Origin of the sequence: Aeromonas sp. ASNIH1 (genome assembly GCF_002934285.1) — a bacterium.
Classification (GTDB): domain Bacteria; phylum Pseudomonadota; class Gammaproteobacteria; order Enterobacterales; family Aeromonadaceae; genus Aeromonas; species Aeromonas caviae.
In genome coordinates this window covers 4152513-4168141 of sequence record NZ_CP026228.1, presented here as the reverse complement: position 1 = coordinate 4168141, position 15629 = coordinate 4152513, and the positions used below count along the sequence as shown (strand labels likewise).

12 protein-coding genes and 2 pseudogenes are annotated in these 15629 nt (G+C 58.3%); 11 read left to right on the top strand and 3 right to left on the bottom strand.

From position 1 onward, the window contains the following. Positions 1-142: 142 nt before the first annotated feature. A complete protein-coding gene (locus C2U37_RS20205) occupies positions 143-733 on the top strand; it encodes a tetratricopeptide repeat protein (RefSeq protein ID WP_041211450.1) in 591 nt (196 codons plus the stop codon). 3 nt (positions 734-736) lie between these two features. On the opposite strand, the gene C2U37_RS20200 is transcribed toward C2U37_RS20205, so the two are convergent. After that, complete coding sequence (locus C2U37_RS20200) at positions 737-952, bottom strand: hypothetical protein (RefSeq protein ID WP_139127868.1); 216 nt, start codon at positions 950-952, stop codon at positions 737-739. Between the two features lie 323 nt (positions 953-1275). Here C2U37_RS20200 and thrS point away from each other — a divergent pair, with 323 nt between their 5' ends. The 5 genes and pseudogenes from thrS to C2U37_RS25390 form a co-directional block, all read left to right on the top strand. Continuing rightward, positions 1276-3204 carry a threonine--tRNA ligase gene (gene thrS / locus C2U37_RS20195; protein WP_010674801.1) on the top strand — a complete coding sequence of 643 codons (1929 nt, stop codon included), beginning with the start codon at positions 1276-1278 and terminating at the stop codon, positions 3202-3204. Between the two features lie 3 nt (positions 3205-3207). Next, on the top strand, positions 3208-3756 hold the full coding sequence (infC, locus tag C2U37_RS20190) for a translation initiation factor IF-3 (RefSeq protein WP_026139078.1): 549 nt from the start codon (positions 3208-3210) through the stop codon (positions 3754-3756). Positions 3757-3842: 86 nt separating this feature from the next. Continuing rightward, positions 3843-4040, top strand: coding sequence for a 50S ribosomal protein L35 (rpmI, locus tag C2U37_RS20185; RefSeq protein WP_005300673.1), 198 nt, complete (start codon positions 3843-3845; stop codon positions 4038-4040). Positions 4041-4055: 15 nt separating this feature from the next. Then, positions 4056-4412: a 50S ribosomal protein L20 gene (rplT, locus tag C2U37_RS20180; protein ID WP_010674800.1), complete on the top strand. Its 357-nt coding sequence runs from the start codon at positions 4056-4058 to the stop codon at positions 4410-4412. Positions 4413-5351: 939 nt separating this feature from the next. After that, positions 5352-5444: pseudogene (locus tag C2U37_RS25390) on the top strand (ATP cone domain-containing protein); the annotation flags it as partial. Between the two features lie 688 nt (positions 5445-6132). Here the strand turns inward: C2U37_RS25390 and C2U37_RS24925 are convergent. After that, complete coding sequence (locus tag C2U37_RS24925; protein WP_199770475.1) at positions 6133-6279, bottom strand: hypothetical protein; 147 nt, start codon at positions 6277-6279, stop codon at positions 6133-6135. Positions 6280-6333: 54 nt separating this feature from the next. After that, a pseudogene (locus C2U37_RS20170) lies at positions 6334-6624 on the bottom strand (transposase); the annotation flags it as partial. 327 nt (positions 6625-6951) lie between these two features. Between C2U37_RS20170 and C2U37_RS20165 the strand changes: the two are divergent. The 5 genes from C2U37_RS20165 to C2U37_RS20145 all read left to right on the top strand — a co-directional run bounded on the left by C2U37_RS20165 (position 6952) and on the right by C2U37_RS20145 (position 15629). Further along, positions 6952-7569 (top strand): tyrosine-type recombinase/integrase, encoded by a 618-nt coding sequence (locus C2U37_RS20165; RefSeq protein ID WP_227262765.1) that lies wholly within the window; start codon positions 6952-6954, stop codon positions 7567-7569. Positions 7570-7967: 398 nt separating this feature from the next. Continuing rightward, a complete protein-coding gene (pheS, locus tag C2U37_RS20160; protein WP_041211447.1) occupies positions 7968-8951 on the top strand; it encodes a phenylalanine--tRNA ligase subunit alpha in 984 nt (327 codons plus the stop codon). Between the two features lie 12 nt (positions 8952-8963). Then, on the top strand, positions 8964-11351 hold the full coding sequence (gene pheT, locus C2U37_RS20155) for a phenylalanine--tRNA ligase subunit beta (protein WP_041211446.1): 2388 nt from the start codon (positions 8964-8966) through the stop codon (positions 11349-11351). Positions 11352-11354: 3 nt separating this feature from the next. Further along, positions 11355-11651 carry an integration host factor subunit alpha gene (ihfA, locus tag C2U37_RS20150; protein WP_005300715.1) on the top strand — a complete coding sequence of 99 codons (297 nt, stop codon included), beginning with the start codon at positions 11355-11357 and terminating at the stop codon, positions 11649-11651. Between the two features lie 36 nt (positions 11652-11687). Next, entirely contained in the window at positions 11688-15629 is a 3942-nt protein-coding gene (locus C2U37_RS20145) for an ATP-binding protein (RefSeq protein ID WP_412674202.1), read from the top strand.

The following is a 15629-nucleotide window of genomic DNA, read 5'->3' as shown; positions in this document are numbered from 1 at the left end:
TATTTTGCTGTGTAGCCCGTCAAACTGCAAGTTCGCAAAGAGCGACCCCATGAAAGAGGGTGAACCCAGGTGATCTCCTGCTTGATCTGTTGCTACATTTCGTTTACATAGACGAAATGCGAACCAGATCACGGAAAATGTCATGCAACCTACTACCGCCCGCTGGCTCTTCATCGCCCTCATTGCGCTGGTCATCTGGCGTCTGATCCCGCTCTCCACCGAGCAGGAGCTGGCGGCGGCCAACCGCGCCTGGCGGACAGGGCACTTTGATGAGGCGACCCGGATCTGGGCGCCCCTGGCGGAGCAGGGCCAGCCACGGGCACAGGCGCTGATGGGTTGGAGCCATGAAGTGGGGCAGGGGAGTGAGCAGGATATGGATCGCGCCATCCGACTCTATCGTCAGGCTGCGCAGGCGGGGGACGCTTTCGGCCAGTATCGGCTGGGAGAGGTCTATCTGCGCGGGGCTGGGGTGAAGCGGGATCTGCACGAGGCGTTTCGCTGGATGCAGCTGGCAGCCAGGAACGGTGATGCGCCCGCCATGCTGAAGGTGGGCATCCTGCACCTGATGGGGGTCAACGGGCGGGTTGAACTGGCCGAGGCGAAGCAGTGGCTCTATCAGGCCTCGCAAAAGGGCAACAAGATGGCACTCCAGGTATTGCAGGAGATGGCGCTGGCCGAGGAGGGACGCAGCGCCTTCGATTTCAATGGCCAGTCTTTTCTGAACGCCGGTTAGGGATCAACGGCTGGCGGTGACTTTACCGGGCGTCACGTCGGTGACATAGAGGGTACTGCGCTCGGCACTGTGGACGATGCTGCATACCTCCCGCTTGCTGCCATCGCCCAGGATCACCAGCTCACCGATATGGACGGGACAGTGAGTCGTAAGAAGGTGATCCGGATGAACCAGCTTTTCTGCATGCTCCGTAAATGAAATGTCGTAGGTGTACATCATGCTCTCCTTGCTTTGGCTGACGCCTCAATCTGGTACAGGGTATGGCAGCAGAAGGGCGCCCTCGCAAGTAGGACAGGTTGACACCCGCGCTTAGGCGGTATGCAAAATCGCCAAGACAGCTTGTCTGGGTTGTCGCGTCTGATACAATCCCCCGCTGTACCTCTCAATGGATGGCCTTGCACACGCCATATGGCAGTGCCACTGCCGTGTACCAACCGTATTGTGAACGGTGAAACTCGGGAGTGAACAGCTGGACATGAAAGGGTTTCTCCAACCTGCATGTGGCCTTTGGTAGGGGTCACCACTGTATAAGGAAACACCTAATGCCAATCATTACTCTGCCTGACGGCAGCCAACGTCAATTTGCCCACGCCGTTTCCGTCATGGATGTGGCCGCGGACATCGGTCCCGGTCTCGCCAAGGCGTGCATTGCCGGTCGGGTAAACGGTGAACTGGTGGATGCCTGCGAGCTGATCGAAGCCGATGCCTCCCTGGCCATCATCACCGCCAAAGACGAAGAAGGTCTGGACATTCTGCGCCACTCCTGTGCTCACCTGCTGGGTCATGCCATCAAGCAACTCTGGCCCCAGACCAAGATGGCCATCGGTCCCGTCATCGACAACGGTTTCTATTACGACATCGATCTCGACCGCACCCTGACCGACGAAGATCTGGCTGCCCTGGAAGAGCGCATGCTGGCGCTGGCCGCCAAGGATTACGACGTCATCAAGAAGAAGGTCTCCTGGCAGGAAGCGCGCGACGTGTTCGAAGCCCGTGGCGAGACCTACAAGGTCGAGATCCTGGATCAGAACATTGCCCGTGATGACCAGCCCGGTCTCTATCATCACGAAGAGTACATCGACATGTGTCGCGGCCCGCACGTGCCCAACATGCGTCATTGCCACCACTTCAAGTTGCAGAAGATGTCCGGTGCCTACTGGCGCGGCGACTCCAACAACAAGATGCTGCAGCGCATCTACGGCACCGCCTGGGCTGACAAGAAGCAGCTCAAGGCCTATTTGCAGCGTCTGGAAGAGGCCGCCAAGCGCGACCACCGCAAGATCGGCAAGCAGCTCGACCTGTACCATATGCAGGAAGAAGCGCCGGGCATGGTGTTCTGGCATAACGACGGCTGGACCATCTTCCGCGAGCTGGAAACCTTCATCCGCGGCAAGCTCAAAGAGTACGACTATCAGGAAGTGAAAGGCCCCTTCATGATGGATCGCGTGCTGTGGGAGCGTTCAGGTCACTGGGAGAAATACGCCCAGGCCATGTTCACCACCCAGTCCGAAAACCGCGAGTACGCCATCAAGCCGATGAACTGCCCGGGCCACGTGCAGATTTTCAACCAGGGTCTGAAATCCTACCGCGATCTGCCGTTGCGCATGGCCGAGTTCGGCTCCTGCCACCGCAACGAGCCGTCAGGCTCCCTGCACGGCCTGATGCGGGTACGGGGTTTCACCCAGGATGACGCCCACATCTTCTGTACCGAAGAGCAGATCATGGAAGAGGTGTCTGCGTGCATCCGCATGGTCTATGACGTCTACGGCACCTTCGGTTTCGAAAACATCGTGGTCAAGCTCTCGACCCGTCCGGAGCAGCGTATCGGCTCTGATGAAGCCTGGGATCGTGCCGAGGCCGCGCTGGCCGAGGCGTTGGAACTCAACGGCTTGAAGTACGACCTGCAACCGGGCGAGGGGGCTTTCTACGGTCCCAAGATCGAGTTCACCCTGCACGATTGCCTTGATCGTGCCTGGCAGTGTGGTACCGTGCAGCTCGACTTTGCCCTGCCGGGCCGTCTTGGCGCCACCTATGTGGGCGAAGACAACGAGCGCCACATCCCCGTGATGATCCACCGCGCCATTCTGGGCTCGCTGGAGCGCTTCATCGGGATCCTGACGGAAGAGTACGCCGGTCTGTTCCCGACCTGGCTGGCTCCGACCCAGGCCGTGGTCATGAATATCACGGATAACCAGGCCGATTATGCTGTGAAAGTTGCCAAGGCATTGAATGATGCGGGCCTTCGCGCAAAAGCGGACTTGAGAAATGAGAAGATTGGCTTTAAAATCCGCGAGCATACTTTGAAGCGAGTACCCTTCATGCTGGTCTGCGGCGACAAAGAAGTAGAAGCCGGCAAGATTGCAGTGCGTACTCGTAAAGGGGCTGACCTGGGCTCTTATCCTGTTGAAGAGCTGATTGCTCTGTTGACCCAGGAAGTTCAGACCCGCGGACAAAAGAAAGTGGAGGAATAAGCTATAAAAGGCGGAAAAAAACTGGGCAAGCAACCGCAAGCCCGCGCTCACCGGATCAATGAAGAGATCCGTCTGAAAGAAGTTCGTCTGACTGGTCTGGATGGTGAAGCCATTGGCATCACCTCCATTCAGGATGCGCTGAACTTGGCCCTTGAGGCTGGAGTGGATCTGGTCGAGATCAGTCCGAACGCTGAGCCGCCCGTTTGCCGGATCATGGATTACGGCAAATTCCTCTACGAAAAGAGCAAGACCACCAAAGAACAGAAGAAAAAGCAGAAAGTCGTCCAGGTCAAGGAAATCAAATTCCGTCCTGGCACCGACGAAGGCGACTATCAGGTAAAACTACGCAACCTGGTTCGCTTTCTGGAAGACGGGGACAAGGCAAAGGTCACCCTGCGCTTCCGTGGTCGTGAAATGGCCCACCAGGATCTTGGTATCAAGGTTCTCGAGCGCGTCAAGAACGATCTGGAAGAGCTGGCCGTAGTCGAATCGTTCCCGAAAGTCGAAGGCCGTCAAGCTGTGATGGTTCTCGCACCCAAGAAGAAATCTTAAGGCCCACAAGAAATTGACTCATGGGGCTGGCCCCATGAGTCGGTTCGCCTTGCGATTTTGTTGTCACTCACAATGCGGAGTATGAAATGCCGAAGATGAAAACCAACCGGGGCGCCGCAAAGCGCTTCAAGAAGACTGGCTCAGGTCGCTTCAAGTGCAAGCATAACCACCTGCGTCACATCCTGACCAAGAAGAGCAGTAAGCGTAAGCGTCAGCTGGGACCGAAGTTCTTTGTTTCTGCTGCCGACCACAAACGTGTTGTCGCTTGTCTGCCGTACGCATAAGGGGGGATGTGAAAAATGCCAAGAGTTAAACGTGGTGTGACCGCTCGCGCTCGTCACAAGAAAGTAATGAAAGCCGCCAAGGGTTACTACGGCGCCCGTTCCCGTGTCTACCGCGTAGCGGTACAAGCGGTAACCAAAGCTGGTCAGTATGCCTACCGTGACCGTCGCCAGAAGAAGCGTCAGTTCCGTCAACTGTGGATTGCACGTATCAACGCTGCAGCCCGTCAGAACGGCCTGTCCTACAGCCGTCTGATCGACGGTCTGAAGAAGGCTTCCATCGAGATCGATCGCAAGATCCTGTCCGATATCGCCGTTCACGACAAGCTGGCTTTCACCGCCCTGGTTGAAAAAGCTAAAGCAGCTCTGGTCTAATCCAGCTCTGTTATAAAAATAAAGGAGGCTCAGGCCTCCTTTTTTGTATCTGTAAAGTGATGATTTAATTGAAATTTATTGTTTTTGTGTCCACCATATGTCCACAGCTTTGGCAATATGGATAGTTGTCTGTAGTAGCAGCGGATTCAAAATCCGCCGTTGCAATACGTGTCGGTTCGAGTCCGACCCCGGCACCATCAACTAATTCAATGACTTAAGGCCACCCAAGCGGGTGGCCTTAAGTTTTTCTGGCTTTCCTACATGGCGATGTGTCCACATCGTGTCCACCAAAGCTCATCTGAACGGTCTATTCTCCTGGCCAACATTCTCTGTTCAGTTGGAACCCACTTCTCATTTCTTCCATAAAATAGTTTTCAATGAGTCTTGAAGTGGAGCGCAAGCAGTCCAATATCTAGTATTGCCGTTCCTACCCACGGCAAACGATGAGTTAGGCGTCCCTCATATCAAGGAAATTTGATATGTCGCGACGCAGAAAAGAAAGTACTAAAGACAAACAACCCACGAACCGTAAAGGCAAACATGAAGCAGTGCCTGCCAATGACGGACTCACTAAGAGCTTTTTGAAAGGCGCAGCTTTTCAATGTGGTCGTGAGCTCCTACGTCTGGCATGGAATTGTATCTTTGGTGCCTGAAGGTCAGAGATGTTGCTGTGACTCCCTGGCAGGATTCACGGTCGAGGAGGTTTTTAGCGCCTAGAGCAAACTGATTGTTTGATTTCAACTGACTTCAAGAAGAATGCATAGTTTTCTTAAAAGGGAGGTTCATATGAGCCATTTCCATGAATTCGAGTTCAATTACCACTAACTCACGTTTACTAAGGGGGAACCGCCGATTCCTCCGGTGGGATCTTCATACTGAAGCAGCAGTGTGTTGTTTCTTGGGTAGATAATTGCTGACAGGACCGAAGGTGACAACAAAGTGAAACCGGTAGTTATTAAACGTGATGGTTGTAGAGCCCCATTCAACGCTGCCCTCATTGCAGAGGCCGTTAATAGGGCTGCAAGACTTGTGGGTCTCGATATAGGCCCCATGGTTATTTCTATAGCATCACCAGGAACTATCAGTCCCTTTTACTATGTTGGAACCATCAAGGATCTGGAGATAGTTCCATGTACGAAGGAACATCCACCCTACCTGTTCAGTTTAGCGAAGCTGCTTGAAGTTTCGTGCAGGCAAGTCCGGCCCCCTTAGTGAGTCCAGTTATCAGCCACTCCCTGCGTGACCGGACACATTTCATAGAAAGCCTGCTTTCCGTAGAACAGGTTAGTCGGTACACCAAGACCGTATATCCCTGTCAAAATTTCAGTTTTCGTTTTCCCCCTACAAGCCATTAATCACCTGAAATTCCAAGCGTTCTCTCAATTCCCCCACGGCGTCCACGATCCATCCCGATCATTCAGGTTGCCACGAAAAGTTCTATAATCACCAAGTATTCAATTAGTTACGCTTTCATTATTGTTAGCCAAAGCTCCTCGAAACAGTAAAGCCCTGCAATTTCTTTCGATCCTTTCAGATCCTCGCCAAGCCACAGATCCTTGATGTGGCGAGGCCTGGCCCTATGGTTTTGCGGTAATCTACTTTTGCAAAAATTTTTCTTGATGAACCCCGCAGGCGGGAGCGGATGAGCGCGGATTCCGTGGCGCAGACGCCGCCGTGGGCCCCCTGCCGTGCGCTGGGAGGCTGTGAGCGAGCGTAGGCTTCACGTATGATGCAGCGCTGCCCGATGGCACCCATTCATGCGGCGCCCTTCCCTGGCCATGCTAATGCCCTGAATGATTTCCATGACCAAGGCGGACTTGCGCTTGGCCGTCCAACGTTTGATTTCTTCGTCCATCGTGATGCTCATGTCTGTGATCTCCACTCATTATGACCTGAGCAGGATTTCAGTGGGTCATTACATGCCCACCGCGCTTATCTGCTCCGGGCTCCACCACCAGGCGAGTGTCAGCTCGACAAACTGGATGACATCGGCAGATAGCCGAGATTTGGCCGCACTGGCCCGTCGGTGGGTGGCGTGCTGATGCGCATTGTCTGGCTGGTAGCCCTGCGGCCCGGCGTTACGACGCAGCTCCCGGTAGAGGGTGGAGCGATGAACGCCAATGGCGCGTGCGGTGGCAAGGATGGACATCCCCTGTGCGCGAAGCACCGATAACTGGTATCGTTGCCCCTCGGTCAACTGCTGATAGCTCATGGTGATACTGCTTTTACTTTGGCGAGCAGAAGGGTACCACCAATCAGCAGTTGGCCACCTCTCGCCATTCATCCATGAGTGTCGCACTTATTATCTGAATTCCCGGTTCGCTGCCAAGTAGTAGTTCTTCATATTCGGGTCTTTGTTAATGTTTGTTAAATGTTATGTAGCGTTGTGTTGATGGGGTCTCCGCACAGAACTAGACAATTCCCACCATTGCCAGCTTTCCTATATATGTAGTCGCCTTAGCTAAACACTGCTAATCATCATCAAATGCTGTATAAAATAACAGTGTTTTGATGGAGGAGTGGTGAAAGTGAGAATGCAGTGGTTGGGGACTTGCTGGGCGGGGTGTTCTCGGTGCTCACCGAACTCGGTCATTACCACCATGAGCACCCGCTCAAAGAGATGAAGAAGGTCAAACTGGTCGAACGGTCGATGGGCTACCTGACCCAGGACGAGATCAACGACGTGCTGGCGGCGCTTTCGGGGGATAACCTGAAGGTGGTCAAACTCTGCCTGGCCACGGGGGCGCGCTGGAGCGAGGCGGCCAATCTGCGCCGCGAGGAGGTGCTGGCCAGCCGGGTGACCTACATCAACACCAAGAATGGCAAGAACCGCACCGTGCCGATCTCGGCCGAGCTGTGCCAGGAGATAACGAGCGGGGTGAACCGGGGCCCGCTGTTCCGTGACCTTGACTATCTGGTGGTGCGTGACGTGCTCAAGACCGTGGCGCCGGATCTGCCAGCAGGGCAGGCGGTGCATGTGTTCCGCCACACTTTTGCATCACACTTCATGATGTCCGGGGGCAACATCCTCGCGCTGCAAAAAATTCTGGGCCACCACAACATCCAGCAGACGATGACCTATGCCCACTTTGCACCGGACTATCTGAGCGATGCAGTGCGCTTTAACCCGTTGGAAAACCCGCTACCTGCCGCATGATGTAGTGTCCACAAATTGCCCCAAACAGGGTCGCCACGGGGCTTTTGATGTACCCTCAAGTCGCTCGTAACTCATTGATATTTATCTATGTTGTTGTTTTTATTAGACATGGAAAGGGGGCTCAGGCCTCCTTTTTTGTTGCTCATTTTTGAGCGTTGGCAGGTAGCATGCCACGTTCATGAATGCTTTATCCTTCCATATGCCAACAAACTAGAACAAACGACGCTTGTCTTAATCCTGTTGCATCTGGCTTGTGGCTTTATCCATATAACAAAATGATTTGCAGGGAGAAAAGCCCGTCATAACTATGGTCAGCCAAGGGGCTTTTTTTGTATTATTCCCCTCTTGACCTTATTTAGCCTAAAGGCTCCTGTTCCGGGAGTGGTGACGAGGAAGACATGCAACAGCTTGAAGAAGTAGTCGGCCAGGCCAAGGCCGAAATTGAGGGCGTGAGCGACATCGCAGCCCTCGACGAAATCCGGGTCAAATATCTGGGTAAAAAGGGCTTTTTTACCGAGCAGATGAAGGGACTGGGTGCCCTGTCCGCTGAAGAGCGTCCCGCAGCGGGCGCCGTGATCAACCAGGCCAAACAGCAGGTTCAGGATGCCCTAAACGCGCGTCGTGAAGCCCTCGAAGTCGCCGTGCTGAACCAGAAGCTGGCCGCCGAGACCATCGACGTCAGCCTGCCGGGCCGCCGCATCGAGAATGGCGGTCTGCACCCGGTGACCCGCACCATCGAGCGCATCGAGCGCCTGTTTGGCGAGATGGGCTTCAAGGTTGCCCGTGGTCCCGAGATTGAAGATGGCTTCCACAACTTCGATGCGCTGAATATCCCGGCTCACCACCCGGCGCGTACCGATCACGACACCTTCTACTTCGATCCTGATCTGATGCTGCGTACCCACACCTCCGGTGTGCAGATCCGCACCATGGAACATCAGCAGCCGCCGATCCGCATCATCGCGCCGGGCCGCGTCTATCGTAACGACTACGACATGACCCACACCCCGATGTTCCACCAGGTCGAAGGCCTGCTGGTTGACGAGCATGCCAGCTTCACCGAGTTGAAAGGCATCCTGCACGACTTCCTGCGCAACTACTTCGAGGAAGACTTGACGATTCGCTTCCGTCCTTCCTATTTCCCGTTCACCGAGCCGAGCGCCGAAGTGGACGTGATGGGCAAAAACGGCAAGTGGCTGGAAGTGCTGGGCTGCGGCATGGTGCACCCGAACGTGCTGCGTTCGGTCGGCATCGATCCGGAAAAATACTCCGGCTTTGCCTTCGGCATGGGCGTTGAGCGCCTGACCATGCTGCGTTACGGGGTCAATGACCTGCGTGCCTTCTTCGAAAACGACCTGCGCTTCCTCAAGCAGTTCAAGTAAGGGCGAGAGAACATGAAATTCAGTAAATCCTGGGTGATGGAGTGGGTCCGCACCGAGTTGAGTGACAATGCACTGGCCGAGCAGATCACCATGGCCGGTCTGGAAGTGGACGCCGTGGAAGCGGTAGCCGGCCAGTTCAACAATGTGGTGGTGGGTGAAGTGGTCGAGTGCGCCCAGCACCCGGACGCCGACAAGCTGCGGGTGACCAAGGTCAATGTGGGCGAGGCCGAGCTGCTGGACATCGTCTGCGGTGCGCCGAACTGCCGCGCCGGCCTCAAAGTGTGCGTGGCCAAGGTCGGGGCGACCCTGCCGGGTGATTTCACCATCAAGAAAGCCAAGCTGCGCGGCCAGCCGTCCCACGGCATGCTCTGTTCCTTCAGCGAGCTGGGCATCGACGTCGAAGCCGATGGCATCATCGAGCTGCCGCTGGATGCCCCCATCGGGACCGATATCCGTGAATACCTCGCGCTCAACGACGTCAGCATCGATGTGGATCTGACCCCGAACCGTGCCGACTGCCTCGGCATCGCGGGTCTTGCCCGTGAAATCGGCGTGCTCAACAGCGTGGACGTGGTCGAGCCGACCTGGGCGCCGGCTGTTGCCACTATCGATGCAACCTTCCCGATCCGGGTTGAAGCGTCGGCAGATTGCCCCCGTTATCTCGGCCGTGTCATCAAGGGGCTGAACCTGCACGCCCAGAGCCCGCTCTGGATGCAGGAGAAGCTGCGCCGTGGCGGTATTCGTTCCATCGACGCCATCGTTGACATCACCAACTACCTGCTGCTGGAATACGGCCAGCCGATGCACGCCTTCGACCTGGCGACGCTTGAAGGGGAACTGGTGGTGCGTCGCGCCAAGGCCGACGAGCCCATGACCCTGCTCGATGGCAACGAGGTGAAGCTCAAAGAGACCACGCTCGTGATTGCCGATGCCAAAGGCCCTGCCTGCATGGCCGGCATCTTCGGCGGCGATCGCACCGGTGTCTCCGAGACCACCACCGACATCCTGCTGGAGTGCGCCTTCTTCGCGCCGCTCTCCATCACCGGCCGTGCCCGTGCCTACGGTCTGCATACCGATTCTTCCCACCGCTTCGAGCGCGGGGTGGATCCCGAGCTGCAGGCCAAGGTGATGGATCGTGCCACCCGTCTGCTGCTGGACATCTGCGGCGGTGAAGCGGGTCCGGTCATCGAAGTCAAATCCGATGCCCATTTGCCCAAGGCTGCCCCCATCAAGCTGCGCCGCACCAAGCTCGACAAGGTGATCGGCATCAGCGTGGCGGATGCGCAGGTGGTCGAAATTCTGACTCGTCTGGGCATGCAGGTAACCGTGGATACTGACGGCTGGACCGCGCTGGCTCCCTCCTGGCGTTTCGACATCGCCATCGAGGAAGACCTCATCGAGGAAGTGGCCCGCATCTACGGCTACAACAACATCCCGAACCTGAAACCCGCCGCCTCTCTGGCGATGGTGGAGCAGGCTGAAGGGCAGGTGACCCTGAAGCGGGTACGCGACCTGCTGGTTGATCGCGGTTTCCAGGAAGCGATCACCTACAGCTTCGTCGATCCCAAGACCCAGCAAACCCTGTTCCCGCAGAGCGATGCCATCGTGCTGCCGAACCCGATCTCGGTCGAGATGTCCGCCATGCGCGTCTCTCTGTTCCCGGGTCTGGTGCAGGCGGTGGTCTACAACCAGAACCGTCAGCAGCCACGCGTGCGCCTGTTTGAGCAGGGCCTGCGTTTCATCAAGGACGAGAATGCCGAGAACGGCATCCGTCAGGAACCCATGCTGGCCGGCATCATCACCGGCAACCAGGGGGACGAGCACTGGGATGTCAAGGCCCGTCCCGTCGACTTCTTCGATCTGAAGGGTGACCTGGAAGCGGTACTGGATCTGACTGCCGAAGGGGCTACCTTCACCTTCGAGCGCACCGAGCACAGTGCCCTGCATCCGGGCCAGAGCGCAGCCATTCTGCGTAATGGCGTCGTGATCGGCCACATCGGCGTGATCCATCCGAGCCTCGAGAAGAAGCTGGGGCTCAAGAGCCGCGCTGTCATGTTCGAGCTGGAGCTGGACAAACTGACGCCGGCCAAGGTGCCGGTTGCTGCCGAAGTATCCAAGTTCCCGGCCAACCGTCGCGACATCGCCGTGGTGGTTGACAGACAGATCCTGGCAGGCGACGTTCTGGCAGTAATTAAAAAAGTTGGCGGAAATCAGTTAGTTGGAATAAACTTGTTCGACGTATACCAGGGCGCTGGTATGGCAGAGGACAAGAAGAGCCTGGCCATCAGCCTGGTGTTGCAAGACACCCAGCGCACCCTGGAGGAGAAAGAGATCGCCGAGACCGTGGACAATGTCGTGCGGGCCCTCGGTGAAGAGTTGAATGCATCCTTGAGGGATTGATCTATGGCGCTTACCAAAGCCGACATTGCAGAGCACCTGTTCACCCAGCTCGGGATGAGCAAGCGTGAAGCCAAAGATATGGTGGAAGCCTTCTTTGAGGAGATCAGACAGGCGCTCGAGCGTGGCGAACAGGTCAAGATTTCCGGCTTCGGTAACTTCGATCTTCGCGAGAAGAACCAGCGTCCCGGACGCAACCCCAAGACGGGGGAGGATATTCCCATCAGCGCCCGTCGCGTGGTGACCTTCCGGCCCGGCCAGAAGCTCAAGGCCAGGGTAGAAAATGTTGAACCCAACGAGTGACAAAAAGCCAGGCAATCGCCTGGCTTTTCCATTCCGATGATAAAAATCCTTCTGTTGTCCGGCGCGCTGCTGGCCTTGCCACTGCGTGCCGCCATACTCCCGCTGTCACCGGGTGCCCAGGCTTATGCCGATTCGCTCACCGGACTGACCTTCTGTTACCCGGCCCTGCAACGTCCTCCCTATCTGGAGGCGGAGGGGGGCCTGCTTATCGATCGCCTGACGCGGTTGGCAGAGCTGTTGCCGGTACCGGTGCGCTTCGAGAAGCGGCCGAGCTGGGCAGCCATGACGCAGGATCTGCTGAACGGGCGCTGCGATCTCATTCCTCACGTCGGGCCTGCCCGGTCGAACTCGAGCGATACCGTCTTGAGCCGGGCCATGATGGAGGCGGAGTCCGCCATCCTCTATCGGGGTGAGCTCGATCAGGCGCAGTTTCTGGTGTCACCTATCTGGCAGGCCCAGGATATCCTGAAGCGTCTCTATCCTGGTTCATCCCAGCAACAGCTGACCGATGCCGAGAACTGGTATGGTGCCCTGGTGGCCGGCAAGGGCAGCGCCTATCTCGGCGATTATCTGCAACTGCGCTACCTGATGCGGGAATTCCCGGATGAAGGGCTGCGCCTTCGCCGTCTTCGCAGCGATGATCTGGTCATCAGTTACCGGCTGATGATGCGCAACCAGCCCGAGTTGCTGGAGCTGGTGGATACGGCCATCCGCTATTTGCCGCCGGGCAGTCTCTACCGGGATCTGGGCAAGTATCTGCCTCAGGGTGAGCAGGATGTGAATCCTCTGCATTTTAACGACAAGGAGCAGGCCTGGCTGGTCGGCAAGGCCCACACCATCAAGATGGTGGCGGATCCCGGCTTCATGCCATACAGCGGTGTCAACCAGCAGGGAGAGCTCATTGGCTGGAGTGCGGATGTCTTGCGGGAAGTGAGTCGGCAGACAGGGCTGCGCTTCGAGCTGGTACCCGCCGCCAGCCGGGAGGAGGCGTTGGCATTGCTGCGCAGTGGCGATGCCGCCATGATGGTCGGGCTGATGGAGTCCGCCGCCCTGAACAAGGAGTTCGACTTCACCCGGATGGTGGCGACCAGCCGCTATGCTCTGGTCAGTCGCAGCAAGAGGGGGCCTGCCTCCCTCGCGGACGTCAGTGGCAAGGTGGTGGTCCCGAGAATGCTCTATGATCCCGGCCTGCTTGCCCGGTTCGGCCAGCATGAGTGGGAGGTGACCGACAACCTGCTGCAGGGATTGGCGGCGGTGCGGCATGGGGATGCCCAGGCCATGCTGGCGGAGTTGTACCAGCTCCAATATCCCATTCGAAACAACCAGTTGAGCGAGCTGACCATCACCGAATTGCCGGAGCGTTTCGGCCTCGGTTTTGCCATCCGGCCGGAACAGACCAGCCTGGCAGGGGTGCTGGATCAGAGCCTGATGACCCTCAATGATCGGCAGGTGGACGAGCTGGTGCAACGCTGGCGTCGCCTGGTGGTCAACCAGCAGGAAGGGGTCAGCTACGGTTTCTGGCTTGGCTCCGTGTTGCTGGCACTGCTGATCAGCATGGCGGTGATCTGGTCAGTCTGGCGTTCCCGCCAGCAACTGGCCCAGGAGGCCCGCGAGCGTCACAAGGTAGAGCAGGCGCTGGCGCTGGAAAGCAAGTTCAGGGAGTCTCTCTTCCAGGCGCTCCCCGTGCCCGTGTTCTTGCGCAATGACAAAGGGGAGGTGATCAAGCGCAACAAGCGGGCCAAGCGCATGGAGGCGCGCTACGCCGCCGATCTGGTGCTGCCCGCGCCACAGTTGCAGGGCGCCGAAGGGGAGCTGGCGCTGCACGAGCAGGTCTACTCCTATGCCCAGATCCCCTTGCGACTGGGCCCCCAGGCACCGGCAGGGGATCTTATCGCCCTCTCCGACATCAGCGCCCTGCGCGAGCGTACCCGCCTGCTGCGTCAGGCAGAGCGGCGCCTGCGCGCCCTCACCAATACGGTGCCCGGTGTGGTGCTGCAATTCACCCTACTGGGGGGAGCCATCACCCGGGTGGAGTTTGTGAGCCGGGGCAGTCACGAACTGCTGGGGCTGGCGAGCCAGCAGATCCGGGTCAATCCCAACGAGACCCTGACTCGCATCTCCCACCAGGACAGGCGCGAGATGCGAGCCCCCATGCTGGCCATGCTGCAAGCCGGGCGACCTTTCTCCCATCTGCTGCGCTATCAGCACCCCGCCAAGGGAACCCGCTGGCTGCAATTTTCCGGCAGGGGGCGCCGTCAGGGGGAGGGGTGGCGGATCTACGGGGTGGTGCAGGATGTGACGGCCAGGGTGGAGCAGGAGCACTCCCTGCAGCTTTCCCACGAGCAGGCCCAGCAGGCCGTGCTTGCCAAGGGGCGCTTCCTGGCCGCCGTGAGCCACGAGATCCGCACCCCCATGAACGCCATGCTCGGCTTGCTGGAGTGGCTCGAGCAGACCGGACTCAATGCAGAGCAGGCCTCGGCTCTGGCCCATGTCAGGCAGGCGGGCAATGAACTGCTCGGGCTGCTCAACGACGTGCTCGACTTCAGCCGCAACGAGACGCGTCAGTTGCGCCTCTCTGTACAGCCCACGGATCTGGTGGAGCTGTGCGAACACGTGGCGGCGGTGCACTGGTCCAAGGCGCGATCCCGCCATCTGCAACTGCGCCTGGCGCTCGACCCGGCGCTGCCCGCCTTGATGGAACTCGATCCCCACCGGGTGCAGCAGGTGCTGCACAACCTGCTCTCCAACGCCATCAAGTTCAGCGAGCGGGGAGAGGTGGTGATCTGGGCCCGGCGACAAGGGGAGTGGATTTTGTGCGGGGTGGACGACGAGGGGCCCGGGATCAGTGCCGAGCTGTTGCCCCGGTTGTTCCTGCCCTTCGAACAAGGGGAGGAGCCTGGCCAACCCAGAGCCCAGGGAACCGGGCTTGGGCTAGCCATCTGCCGCCAGTTGATGGAGCAGATGGGGGGCGAGATCCGGGTCGAGCCTCTGGCTCGCGGGGGTAGCCGTTTCCTCTGCTCGTTGCCCCTCAGGCATGCGCAGGAGAAGGCGCCCTGGCAACCGCGCGTCAAGACGGTCTCCCTACAACTGTTGCCCGGGGAGCTCGAATATATGCGGGCCTGGCTCGCAGAGTTTGGCGTGGCCGAGGATCCGGCGGCACCTTGCCTTGGGGCCATGCAGGACGATGGGGGCTTGCGCGCCTGGTACTGGCAGGGGGAACCCTGGATCCCGGGCTCCGTGGTCAGCCTGCTGCAGCCCAGACTCGTCCGTGGCGCCGAGGAGATCACGGACCTGCCGGGGGCAGGCAGGCGGGTGCTGCTGGTGGAAGATCACGAGGTGAACAGAATGCTGATTAGCATGCAGCTGGGTCAGCTGGGGGCCCGGGTATTGAGCGCGGCCAATGGCCGTCTGGCACTGGAGATCCTGCAATCGGAGTCGGTGGATCTGGTGCTGACGGATCTGCAGATGCCGGTGATGGACGGCGCCGAGCTCTGCAGGCAATTGCACGCCGATGAACGCTGGCAGCATCTACCCGTCTACGTGATCACCGCGGATCTCAGCGAGCAGGCGGCGCAGCGACTGGCGGAATGCGGCTGTCAGGGCCATCTGGACAAACCCGTCTTGCTCAGGGATCTGGCCGTATTGCTTCGTACCGTCTTTGGCCCCCATGACGGGGGGAAGGCACCGCAGCCAACGGCAGCCCTTTCCCTGCCCGTGTCCCTCAGCCCGGCCCTCGTAGACATCTATCTGGCATCGGTTCACCATGATCTGGCCGACATTGAGCGGTGTGTCACACAAGGGGACGAGAAGGCCCTCAATACGGCTTTACACAAGATGAAGGGGGCCGCCAAAATGGTGGGGGCTACCCCCCTGGTAGAGGTGATCGACCGTTGGCAGGAGGCCCCCGGACATCCCTTTGCAGCCGCCTTGAGGCAGTGCGTGGAAGAGGTCTGCCGACAACTGGGCGAGAGAGCATGA